An 11,767-nucleotide genomic window follows, 5' to 3' on the forward strand; every position below is an offset into this window, starting at 1 on the left:
AGAAAGTGGAGGCTGCCGTCGCTCATCCGAGCACGGCAGCAGCGCCGGTCAGATGAGCGGCTGCTTTTTCGATTTGCACGCGACCACGCCGCAAGCCCGGCTGGCGCAGGGCCAAGGGGCGAAGGGGAGGGCGCAATGCATGGTTGCATTATGCCGGCTTGATCCAGCGCAAGACAAGCCGGGCCGCGTGCTGGCTCACTCGACAGGTGCCTTGAAATCCGGGGCCATGGTCCCACCTGCCTGCCATTGGAGGATTTGACCTATGCGAGCCGACAAACTGACCACCCGTTTTCAGGAAGCCCTGGGCGAGGCGCAAAGCCTGGCCGTGACCCGCGACAACCCGTACATCGAGCCGGTCCATGTGCTGCTGGCCATGCTGGCCCAGGACGACGGGCCGCGCAGCCTGCTGGAGCGCGCCGGCGTCAAGCTGCCTGCGCTCAAGACTTCGCTGGACGCTGCCCTGAACGGCCTGCCCCAGGTGCAGGGTAGCGACCAGCAGGTGCAGGCCGGGCGCGATCTGCTGAGCCTGCTGCAGACCTCCGAGAAGGAAGCCTCCAAGCGCGGTGACCAGTTCATCGCCAGCGAGATGTTCCTGCTCGCCCTCAGCGAGGCCAAGACCGACCTGGCCGGCATCGTCCGTGGCCATGGCATGACGCGCAAGTCTCTCGAGGCAGCGATCGAATCGGTGCGCGGCGGCCAGAAGGTCGACAGCGCCGAATCCGAAGGGCAGCGCGAGGCGCTGAAGAAGTACACGCTGGATCTGACCGAGCGCGCCCGTCTGGGCAAGCTGGACCCGGTGATCGGCCGCGACGACGAGATCCGCCGCGCCATCCAGGTGCTGCAGCGCCGCACCAAGAACAACCCGGTGCTGATCGGTGAACCCGGCGTGGGCAAGACGGCCATCGTCGAGGGCCTGGCCCAGCGCATCGTCAATGGCGAGGTGCCGGACACGCTGAAGAACAAGCGCGTGCTGGTGCTGGACATGGCCTTGCTGCTGGCCGGCGCCAAGTTCCGCGGCGAGTTCGAGGAGCGGCTCAAGTCCGTGCTGAAGGAAGTCGCGCAAGACGCGGGCCAGACCATCATCTTCATCGACGAAATCCACACGATGGTCGGCGCCGGCAAGGCCGAGGGCGCGATCGATGCGGGCAATATGCTCAAGCCGGCGCTGGCGCGCGGCGAGTTGCATTGCATCGGTGCAACCACGCTGGACGAGTACCGCAAATACGTCGAGAAGGACGCTGCGCTGGAGCGGCGCTTCCAGAAGGTGATGGTCGATGAACCGTCCGTGGAGGCGACCATTGCCATCCTGCGCGGCCTGCAGGAGAAGTACGAGGTGCACCACGGCGTCGAGATCACCGACCCGGCCATCGTCGCCGCGGCCGAGCTGAGCCACCGCTACATCACCGACCGCTTCCTGCCCGACAAGGCCATCGACCTGATCGACGAGGCCGCGGCCAAGATCAAGATAGAGATCGACTCCAAGCCCGAGGTGATGGACAAGCTCGACCGCCGCATCATCCAGCTCAAGATCGAACGCGAGGCGGTCAAGCGCGAGAAGGACGAGGCCTCGCAACGCCGCCTGGGGCTGATCGAGGAAGAAATACTGAAGCTGGAGCGCGAGGCCGCCGATCTGGACGAGATCTGGAAGAGCGAGAAGGCCACCGCCCAGGGTTCGGCCCATCTGAAGGAAGAGATCGAGGCCACGCGCTTCCAGATGGAAGAACTCAAGCGCAAGGGCGATTTCAACAAGGTCGCCGAGCTGCAGTACGGCAAGCTGCCCGAGCTGGAGAAGCGCCTGAAGGAGGCGCAGGCCAAGGAGGCCGGCAAGGCCAAGGATGGCAAGGCACCTCAGCTGCTGCGCACGCTGGTCGGCGCCGAGGAGATCGCCGAGGTGGTGGCCCGTGCCACCGGCATTCCGGTCGCCAAGCTGATGCAGGGCGAGCGCGACAAGCTCTTGCAGATGGAAGACAAGCTGCATGACCGCGTGGTCGGCCAGGACGAGGCCATCGTGGCCGTGGCCGATGCCATCCGCCGCTCGCGCGCCGGCCTGTCCGACCCGAACCGCCCGACCGGCAGCTTCCTGTTCCTGGGCCCCACCGGCGTCGGCAAGACCGAGCTGTGCAAGGCCTTGGCCGGCTTTCTGTTCGACAGTGAAGAACACATGATCCGCATCGACATGAGCGAGTTCATGGAGAAGCACTCGGTCAGCCGGCTGATCGGCGCGCCTCCAGGCTATGTCGGCTACGACGAGGGCGGCTACCTGACCGAGGCGGTGCGCCGCAAGCCGTACAGCGTGCTGCTGCTCGACGAGGTCGAGAAGGCCCATCCGGACGTGTTCAATGTGCTGCTACAGGTGCTGGACGACGGCCGCCTGACCGACGGCCAGGGCCGCACGGTCGACTTCAAGAACACGGTGATCGTGATGACCAGCAATCTGGGCTCGCACATGATCATGCAGATGGCGGGGCAAGACCCGGCCCTGATACGCGAGGCGGTGTGGGGCGAGGTCAAGCAGCACTTCCGCCCGGAGTTCCTGAACCGCATCGACGAGACGGTGGTGTTCCACGCGCTGGACCAGAGCAATATCGAGTCCATCGCCAAGATCCAGCTGAAGGTGCTGGAGGCCAGGCTGGAGAAGATGGACATGAAGCTGGAGGTCAGCGCCGCGGCGGTGGCCGAGCTGGCCAAGGTCGGCTTCGATCCCTCGTTCGGCGCGCGGCCGCTGAAGCGGGCCATCCAGCAGCGCATCGAGAACCCGGTGTCCAAGCTGATCCTGCAGGGCAAGTTCGGCCCCAAGGACGTGATTCCGGTCGATGTGGCGGACGGGGAGTTCTCGTTCAGCCGGGTGGTGCATTGATTCCGGGTGGTGCCGTGACACCTCGGTGACGGCGCCGCCCTAGAATGAGCCACGTTGATTGATCAGCGGCCCGCCAACACGGGCCGCTCACTTTTTGCATGAGCGCTGCTGCTGCCGAGAATTCTTCCGCCCCCGTCGTCATCGTTGGTGCCGGCCTGGCCGGTCTGACCGCGGCCCTGCACCTGGCCGACACCGTGCCGGTGGTGGTGCTGGCCAAGCGCGAGCTGAACGTCGGCGCCACCGCCTGGGCGCAGGGCGGCATCGTCGGTGTGCTGGGCAGCGACGACAGCATAGACAGCCATGTGCGCGACACGCAGGATGCCGGGGCCGGCCTGGTCGATGAGGTCACCGCGCGCTTCATCGCCGAGCGCAGCGCCCAGGCGGTGGCCTGGCTGGTGGACCAGGGTGTGCCCTTCACGCCGGACGATACCGGCCCGCTGGGCCTGCACCTGACGCGCGAGGGCGGCCACGCGGTGCGGCGCATCGCCCACGCGGCCGACGCCACCGGCAAGGCCATCCATGACCAGCTGCTGGCTGCCGCCGCGGCGCATCCCAACATCACCCTGCGCGAGCGCTGGATGGCGCTGGACCTGATCACCTCGCGCCACCTGAAGCGCGACGAGCAGCCGCGCTGCTACGGCATCTACGCGCTGGACATCGACCGCCAGCGCGTCGAGGCGCTGGACGCCCGCGCGGTGATCTTGGCCACTGGCGGTGCCGGCAAGGTCTACCGCTACACCACCAACCCCGACACCTCCACCGGTGACGGCATCGCCATGGCCTGGCGCGCGGGCTGCCGGGTGGCGAATATGGAGTTCATCCAGTTCCATCCGACCTGCCTGTACCACCCGCAGGAGCGCAGCTTCCTGATCACCGAGGCGATGAGAGGCGAGGGCGGTCATCTCAAGCTGCCCGACGGCACCCGCTTCATGGCCGCGCACGACGAGCGGCTGGAGCTGGCGCCGCGCGACATCGTCGCCCGTGCCATCGACTTCGAGATGAAGAAGCACGGCCTGGACTATGTGCTGCTGGACGCCACCCATCTGGGCGAGGCCTTCCTGAAGGAGCACTTCCCGACCATCCATGCCCGCTGCCTGGCCCTAGGCATAGACATCGCCCGCCAGCCGATTCCGGTCGTGCCTGCGGTGCATTTCACCTGCGGCGGCGTGGTCACCGATCTGCAGGGCCGCAGCGATATGCCGGGCCTCTACGCGGTGGGCGAAACCACCTACACCGGCCTGCATGGCGCCAATCGCCTGGCCAGCAATTCGCTGCTGGAGTGCGTGGTCGTCGGCCAGACCTGCGCCGATGACATCCTGACCCGCGGCAGCCCCGAGCCCATGGCGCTGCCGGCCTGGGATGAAAGCCAGGTCGAGGACGCCGACGAGCAGGTCGTCATCGCCCACAACTGGGACGAGCTGCGCCTGGTGATGTGGAACTATGTCGGCATCGTGCGCACCACCAAGCGGCTGGAGCGGGCGCTGCACCGCATCGCCCTGCTGCGCAACGAGATCGACGATTACTACGCCAATTTCCGCGTCACCCGCGACCTGCTGGAGCTGCGCAATCTGGTGGACTGCGCCGAACTGATCGTCCGCTCGGCGCTGGCCCGGCACGAGAGCCGCGGCCTGCACTTCAGCCGCGACTATCCGGCCACGCTGCCGGTCAGCTTCCCGACCGTGCTGGTGCGTGCGCCGCGGCGCCGGCCCAGCGAGGTGGCGCCCAGCGCGGCCTGGCTGGACTCGTTGAAACAGGGGCATTGAGTGCTTGAGTCAAATAACTATTTGACTTAGGCAATTGATCGCTGGATCATGAGGGTCGCCAGCGAGGACGCTCATGACCGAACACACCACCATCGAAGCGGTGCGCCGCTTCAGCCGCTTCTATACCGGCCAGCTGTGCCTGCTGGACGGAGCCCTGCTCGACAGCAGCTTCTCGCTCAGCGAGGGACGCATCCTCTACGAGCTGGCCCACCGTGCCGACCTGACGGCAACCACCTTGCGCCAGGAACTGCACCTGGACGCCGGCTATCTGAGCCGCATCCTGAAGCGCTTCGAAAGTTTGGGCCTGCTGACCCGCCGCCCCTCGCCGGACGATGCGCGCCAGACCCTGCTCAGCCTGACCGAGGCCGGCCACGCGGCCTTTGCGCCCTTGAACGAGGGCTCGAAACGGCAGGTCGCGGCCCTGCTTGAGCCACTGAAGCCCGCCCAGCAGGGCGAACTGGTGCAGGCCCTGACCACTGTCGAACGGCTGCTGGGCGCAGCCTCGCCACCGGCCATGCCCTATCTGCTGCGCCCGCACCAGATCGGCGACATCGGCTGGGTCACGCACCGCCAGGCCCTGCTCTATGCCCAGGAGTACGGTTTTGACGAGACCTTCGAGGCACTGGTGGCCGAGATTGCCGCCAAGTTCATCCGCGAGTTCGATGCCAAGAAGGAGCGCTGCTGGATTGCCGAGCGCGAGAGGGCGATCGTCGGCTCGGTGTTCCTGGTGCGCGAGTCAGACGCGGTGGCCAAGCTGCGCCTGCTCTATGTCGAACCTTCGGCGCGCGGCCTGGGCCTGGGCCGGCGCCTGACCGACGAGTGCATACGCTTTGCGCGCCAGCAGGGCTACAGCACCTTGACGCTGTGGACCAACAAGGTGCTGGTCTCGGCCTGCAAGATCTACCGGGCGGCGGGCTTCGAACTGGTGTCGGAGGAGCAGCACCATTCCTTTGGCAAGGACCAGGTGGGCCAGATATGGAACCTGACCCTGTAGAGGGCCGCTGGCCTACTGCTGGCGGGCCCTCAGCGCCGCGCGGGCGGCGACGAACTCGAAGGCATAGCCGACCGCCTCCTTGGTCGCCAGATCCATCTCGTGGCGTTCGCGGTCCGTCAGGTAGAACACGAAATCGACCTCATGGCGGATGTAGCGCGGCGGCAGGCGGTTCAGCGCGACGCAGGCCACGTCGGCCAGCAGATCATCGTCGTCGCGGATCTCGGGATAGTTGGACGCGTAGTCCATCACCGCGCCGAAGATGATGCGCTCGTGATGGTTGTAGATCGAGGTGAAATCGGTTGTCATGACCAGTTCTCGCGGCTGGGTTGGCGATGTGCTCTTTATAGGCCCAATCGCCACCGGCCAGCGCCGAATAAGCGGCGGTCGACGGTTCTATTCCTCACAAAATCGTTCAGACCGCGCCCATGCCGGGTGTCAGTCCGACGGTACCGCGTGCGGCCGGCTGGGCCACCGCCGCCGGGTTCTGCGCCACGAAGTCCAGCATCCGGGTGATGCAGCCCAGCGCCTGCTGCCGTATCGTCTCATCGACGAAGATCTCGCCCGAGCCCAGCTCCAGGCAGTCGACGACGCCCTGCACGGCGTTCATCGCCATCCAGGGGCAGTGGGCGCAGCTCTTGCAAGTGGCGGCATTGCCGGCGGTGGGCGCCTCGATCAAGGTCTTGCCCGGTGCCAGCTGGCGCATGCGGTGCAGGATGCCGTTGTCTGTGGCGACGATGTACTCCTGCGCCTTGCCGTCTATCACCGCCTTGAGCATCTGCGAGGTCGAGCCGACGACATCGGCCTGGGCGACCACGCTGGCCGGTGATTCGGGATGCACCAGCACCATCGCATTCGGGTGCTGGGCGCGCAGCAGGTCCAGCTCCAGGCCCTTGAACTCGTCGTGGACGATGCAGGCGCCCTGCCACAGCAGCATGTCGGCACCGGTCTGCTGCTGGATATAGCCGCCCAGGTGCTTGTCGGGGGCCCAGAGAATCTTCTCGCCGCGGGCCTTCAGCTCGTTGACGATGGCCAGCGCGCAGGAACTGGTGACCATCCAGTCGGCGCGGGCCTTCACGGCGGCGCTGGTGTTGGCATAGACGACGACGGTGCGGTCCGGGTGGGCGTCGCAGAAGGCCGCGAACTCATCGGCGGGGCAGCCCAGATCCAGCGAGCAGGTGGCGTCCAGGTCGGGCATCAGAACTCGCTTGTGCGGGCTCAGTATCTTGGCCGATTCGCCCATGAAGCGCACGCCGGCCACGACCAGGGTCTGGGCCGCATGATCGCGGCCGAAGCGGGCCATCTCCAGTGAGTCGGCGACGATGCCGCCGGTCTCCAGCGCCAGATCCTGCAGATCGCCATCGACGTAGTAGTGCGCAACCAGCACCGCCTTGTGCTGCTCCAGCAGCTCGGCCGCGCGCTGCTTGACGGTCTTGCGCTGCGCGCTGTTCAGAGGGGGTGGCACCTTGGCCCAGGCATGGGCGGTGCAGCTGGCGCCTTGGGCGTCCTGGCGGGTGTAGTCGAAAAGCACCTGGGTCATGGCGGCAGCGAGAGCGAAAGTTCAGAAAGTCGGGGGATGGTAGCCCACGGCGAGCAACCGGATGGCGCGAGGGTCTTGGCCTCAGCCCTGATGTCAGGCCTCGGCAAAGAAGCGGCTCGGCGGCATGCCCACCGCCCGCGTGACCATGGCCGTGAAGGCGCTGGCACTGGCGTAACCCAGTTCGGCGGCGATATGGCTCATCGGCCGCTTGCGCGCCGCCATCGACAGCGCCCGTGCCAGCAGCACCTGCTGGCGCCACTGCGCAAAGCTGGTGCCCAGCTCCTGGCGGAACAACCGCGCGATGGTGCGGGCGCTGGCGCCGGTTTCCTCCGCCCAGCCGTCCAGACTGGCGTGCCGGGCCGGCTCGTCGAGGATGGCCTCGCACAGCGCGAGCAGGCGCTTGTCCTGCGGCAGATCGACGCCCAGGCGCAGCTGGCGGGCACGTTGCAGCTCGTCCAGCACCAGGGCGGCGATGTGGTGTTCGCGCCGCTCGTCGATCTCGTTGGTCGACGGCGCATCGGGGTCGGTGGCCAGCTGCAGCACCAGCTCGCGCAGCAGCGGCGAGACCTCCAGCACCCGGCATTCCTGCCAGGCGACGCTGTCGGGCACAACCGCCTGATGCAGATAGAGCGTGCGCAGATCGGCCTGCTCGACGGCGGTGACGCTGTGCACGCGCCGCGGCGGAATCCACACCGCCCGCGACGGCGGCACGATGAAGGTGCTCAAGCCGGCGCTGACCCGCGTCACCCCGGTGACCGAGAACACCAACTGCCCCCAGGCATGGTGGTGCGGCTCGATCCGGATGTGATTGGCCAGCACCCGCGCCTTGGCGCGCAGCGGCCGCTCGGCCGTGGGCTCGTAAAGCCGCGGGTCCAGCGGAGGGGTGTCGACCAGCTGGCGGCGGGGGCGCTGGGGTGGGGACTGCGCGGTCATTGGCGTGAATTCAACAGAACTTGTCGGACTATCGTAACCCGGACGCCACTGCCCCGCCTACAGTGAGGGCATGAGCAGCACCACACTCCCCAACGCGCCAATTGCCTCGGCAAAAAGCGACATCACCACCATCAGCCTGATCGGCCTGGCCCACGGCACCTCGCATTTTTTCCACATGCTGCTGCCGCCTATGTTCCCCATCTTCATGAAGGAGTTCGGCCTGAGCTTTTCCGAGCTGGGTCTCTTGGTCACGACCTTCTTCGTGATCTCGGGCATCGGCCAGGCGCTGGCCGGCTTTCTGGTCGACCGCACCGGCGCGCGGCCGGTGCTGTTCGCCGCGCTGAGCTGCTTTGTGCTGGCCTCGATCGCGGCGGGTGTGGCCACCGGCTATTCGGGCCTGATGCTGGCCGCGGCGCTGGCCGGCCTGGGCAACTCGCCCTTCCATCCGGTGGACTTCACGATTTTGAACAAGCGCGTGTCGGCGCCGCGCCTGGGACACGCCTTCTCGGTGCACGGCATCACCGGCAATCTGGGCTGGGCGGTGGCGCCGGTGCTGCTGATCGGCGTCTCCACGGCTACCGGCAACTGGCGCTGGGCCTATCTGGCCACCGGCCTGATCGCCCTCTCGGTGATGCTGCTGCTGTTCCTGAAGCGCGACGCGATCGACGACAGCCAGGGTGCGTGGGCGCACGACAAGGCCAAGGGCGCGGCGCCCGTCGATGAGCATCCGATGGCCTTTCTGAAGCTGCCGTCGGTGTGGATGTGCTTCTCCTTCTTCTTCTGGACCACGGCCGCGCTGAGCGCCATCCAGAGCTTTGCCAGCCCGGCGCTGGCCGGCATGTACGGCCTGCCGCTGACCTTGACCGCCTATGTGGTGACCGGCTACATGTTGTGCGGCGCCGCCGGCATGGTGGTGGGCGGCTTTCTGGTCGCCCGAGTGCAGCAACTGGAACGCACCATCGCCGCGGCGATGGCCTTTGCCGCCGTGCTGCTGCTGCTGACCGCCAGCGGCTGGCTGCCCGGCATGCTGGCCGCCGCGGTGGCCGCGCTGGCCGGCTTCGGCACTGGCCTGGCCGGCCCGTCGCGTGACATGCTGATCAAACGCGCCGCCCCTCCGGGAGCCACGGGCCGCGTCTACGGCACAGTCTATTCCGGCCTGGACGTAGGCTTCGCCCTGGCCGCACCGGTGTTCGGCGCCTTGCTGGATCATGGCCAGCCATCCAGCATCTTCGTCGGTTCGGCTGTGGCTCTGATGTTGGGTGTGGCCTCGGCGGGGCTGGTGGGCGGCTATCTGTCGCGCCGCAATTCGGCGCTGGCTGCGGCCTGAAGCGCAAACGCTCGACTGGCTATTGGAGTGGCCGAGGGGGCGGGGGGCCGGCCACTGCGGGCTGAAGCTTGGTCCGTTCCTGAACGGACCGACCTTCAGCTTCTTTATGCCCTCAGTGTCCGGCCCCCCGCCCCCTCTGCGGATGCGCTGGTGGCCGCCAACGTTGAGTAGTGCGCGCGTATTTCGGGTTGACGAGCTGGCACGCAGCAGGGAGGAGGGTGTGCCGGTCGCAGCGGGCATATAGAAGCCGGAGCCCGGTCCGTCCAGGACCGGACAAGGCTTCAGCCCGCACCGGCTGGCACTCCCTCGTCCCAGTCGCTGCAAGATAAATGTGTCGTGAGTCGCCCCAAGCGCGGTGGATAGCTGAAATGGACACCCGCCACGGTACAGTGGCGGGATGAGCACGCAACACCCCACAACACCGTCCCGCCTCGCCGGCCACGCGCTGGTCGAGGCCCTGATTGCCCAAGGCATTGATACCGTCTTCGGTGTCCCCGGCGAAAGCTATCTGGCCGTGCTGGATGGCTTTCACGAGCATGCCGAAAAGATCCGCTTCGTCGCCTGCCGGCAAGAGGGCGGCGCCGCCTTCATGGCCGAGGCGCAGGGCAAACTGACCGGCAAGCCCGGCATCTGCTTCGTCACACGTGGGCCCGGCGCGACGAATGCCAGCATCGGTCTGCATACCGCGTTCCAGGACAGCACGCCGATGATTCTGTTCATCGGCCAGGTGGCCAGCGATCAGCGCGACCGCGAGGCCTTCCAGGAGGTGGACTACCGCCAGATGTTCGGCCCCGGCACGCTGGGCATGGCCAAATGGGTGGGCGAGATCCATGACCCGCACCGTCTGCCCGAGTACGTCGCCCGTGCCTTCCACACCGCGATGCAGGGCCGTCCCGGCCCGGTGGTGCTGGTGCTGCCCGAGGACATGCTGACGCAGGCCACGACCGCGCCCATCGTCGCCCCTGTCGCCTTTGCCGAGGCCGCGCCGACGCCGGCCGCTTTGAGCACGCTGCGCGAGCTGCTGCTGGCCGCCAAACAGCCGCTGGTGATTGCCGGTGGTGGTGGCTGGACGCCTGCCGCCTGTGCCGATCTGCAGACCTTCGCCGAGGCCTGGCAGCTGCCGGTGGGCTGTGCCTTCCGTTTCCAGGACCTGTTCGACAACGCCCACCCGCTCTATGCCGGCGATGTCGGCATCGGCATCAATCCGAAGCTGGCGCAGCGCGTGCAGGACGCCGACCTGATCATCGCCATCGGCCCGCGCCTGGGCGAGATGACGACCGGTGGCTACACCTTGCTGCAGGCGCCGCGGCCGAAGCAGCGGCTGGTGCACATCCATGCCGGGGCGGAGGAGCTGGGCCGGGTCTACACGGCCGATCTGCTGATCAATGCCAGCATGGGCTGTGCCGCCACTGCGCTGAAGAGTCTGGCTGCGCCCGCTAAAGCTGCATGGTCGGCCTGGACGACCGCCGCAAACGCCGACTACCAGGCCAATCTCGTGCCGCAACCGGTCGCGCCCATGGACATGGCCGAGGTCATCAAGACCTTGGACGCCTTGCTGCCCGAGGGCACGATCTACACCAATGGCGCCGGCAACTACAGCGGGTGGCTGCACCGTTTCCACCGCTACACGGCGCTGCACCAGCATGGCCGCACCCAGCTCGCGCCGACCTCGGGGGCGATGGGCTACGGCGTGCCGGCGGCCGTGGCCGCCAGTCTTTTGCAGAGCGAGCGCTGGGTCGTCAATATTGCCGGCGATGGCGACTTCCTGATGACCGGCCAGGAACTGGCCACGGCCACCGGCTACGGCGCGAAGAAGCTGCTGAGCATCGTCGTCGACAACGGCACCTACGGCACGATACGGATGCACCAGGAGCGCGAGTACCCTGGCCGCGTCAGCGGCAGCGATCTGTTCAACCCTGACTTCGCCGCGCTGGCCGTGGCCTATGGCTGGCGCGCCGCCAAGGTGGACAGCACGGCCCAGTTCGAGCCCGCGCTGCGGGAGGCCATCGAGAGCGGCCGACCCACGCTGATTCACATCAAGCTTGACTCGGACGTGATCACCAGCCGCGGCACGCTGAGCGCGATCCGCGAGGCGGCGCACAAGCGCCTGGGGTCGTCATGAGCAATATCCTGTTCGAGTTGCGCGGCGAGTTCATCCCGCTGGACAGCCTGCTCAAGGCCACAGGTCTCGCCGAAAGCGGCGGGCGCGCCCGCGTCGTCATCAGCGAGGGGCAGGTCGAGGTGGACGGCAAGACCGAGTTGCGCAAGACGGCCAAGATCCGTGAGGGTCAGGTCGTGAGCTATCAGGGCACGCAGGTCAGGGTGCTTGCCGGGACTTGATGCGTCCGCCGCCACA

Annotated in this window: 9 protein-coding genes; 6 read left to right on the forward strand and 3 right to left on the reverse strand. The window is 67.2% G+C overall.

Going from position 1 to position 11,767, the window contains the following annotated elements; genetic code table 11:
• Positions 1-262: 262 nt before the first annotated feature.
• The 3 genes from clpB to DES47_RS01960 all read left to right on the forward strand — a co-directional run bounded on the left by clpB (position 263) and on the right by DES47_RS01960 (position 5,614).
• Entirely contained in the window at positions 263-2,857 is a 2,595-nt protein-coding gene (gene clpB / locus DES47_RS01950; RefSeq protein WP_133698974.1) for an ATP-dependent chaperone ClpB, read from the forward strand.
• 98 nt (positions 2,858-2,955) lie between these two features.
• Positions 2,956-4,620 carry an L-aspartate oxidase gene (nadB, locus tag DES47_RS01955; RefSeq protein ID WP_133698975.1) on the forward strand — a complete coding sequence of 555 codons (1,665 nt, stop codon included), beginning with the start codon at positions 2,956-2,958 and terminating at the stop codon, positions 4,618-4,620.
• Between the two features lie 73 nt (positions 4,621-4,693).
• On the forward strand, positions 4,694-5,614 hold the full coding sequence (locus tag DES47_RS01960) for a bifunctional helix-turn-helix transcriptional regulator/GNAT family N-acetyltransferase (RefSeq protein ID WP_133698976.1): 921 nt from the start codon (positions 4,694-4,696) through the stop codon (positions 5,612-5,614).
• Between the two features lie 12 nt (positions 5,615-5,626).
• On the opposite strand, the gene DES47_RS01965 is transcribed toward DES47_RS01960, so the two are convergent.
• The 3 genes from DES47_RS01965 to DES47_RS01975 all read right to left on the reverse strand — a co-directional run bounded on the left by DES47_RS01965 (position 5,627) and on the right by DES47_RS01975 (position 8,084).
• Positions 5,627-5,920: a late competence development ComFB family protein gene (locus tag DES47_RS01965; RefSeq protein ID WP_133698977.1), complete on the reverse strand. Its 294-nt coding sequence runs from the start codon at positions 5,918-5,920 to the stop codon at positions 5,627-5,629.
• Positions 5,921-6,026: 106 nt separating this feature from the next.
• Positions 6,027-7,151, reverse strand: coding sequence for a quinolinate synthase NadA (gene nadA, locus DES47_RS01970; RefSeq protein ID WP_133698978.1), 1,125 nt, complete (start codon positions 7,149-7,151; stop codon positions 6,027-6,029).
• A 93-nt stretch (positions 7,152-7,244) separates the two neighbouring features.
• Positions 7,245-8,084: an AraC family transcriptional regulator gene (locus DES47_RS01975; RefSeq protein WP_133698979.1), complete on the reverse strand. Its 840-nt coding sequence runs from the start codon at positions 8,082-8,084 to the stop codon at positions 7,245-7,247.
• A gap of 70 nt (positions 8,085-8,154) precedes the next feature.
• On the opposite strand from DES47_RS01975, the gene DES47_RS01980 reads away from it, so the two are divergent.
• The 3 genes from DES47_RS01980 to DES47_RS01990 all read left to right on the forward strand — a co-directional run bounded on the left by DES47_RS01980 (position 8,155) and on the right by DES47_RS01990 (position 11,751).
• Positions 8,155-9,411, forward strand: coding sequence for an MFS transporter (locus tag DES47_RS01980; RefSeq protein ID WP_133698980.1), 1,257 nt, complete (start codon positions 8,155-8,157; stop codon positions 9,409-9,411).
• A 397-nt stretch (positions 9,412-9,808) separates the two neighbouring features.
• The gene (locus DES47_RS01985; protein ID WP_133698981.1) at positions 9,809-11,533 is read left to right on the forward strand and encodes a thiamine pyrophosphate-binding protein; all 1,725 of its coding nucleotides are present in this window, start codon (positions 9,809-9,811) and stop codon (positions 11,531-11,533) included.
• Complete coding sequence (locus tag DES47_RS01990) at positions 11,530-11,751, forward strand: RNA-binding S4 domain-containing protein (RefSeq protein WP_133698982.1); 222 nt, start codon at positions 11,530-11,532, stop codon at positions 11,749-11,751. Before DES47_RS01985 ends, DES47_RS01990 begins: the two co-directional genes overlap by 4 nt.
• Positions 11,752-11,767 lie beyond the last annotated feature (16 nt).

The sequence above is a fragment of the Roseateles toxinivorans genome (assembly GCF_004362525.1).
In the GTDB taxonomy this organism is placed as follows: Bacteria; Pseudomonadota; Gammaproteobacteria; order Burkholderiales; family Burkholderiaceae_C; genus Paucibacter; species Paucibacter toxinivorans.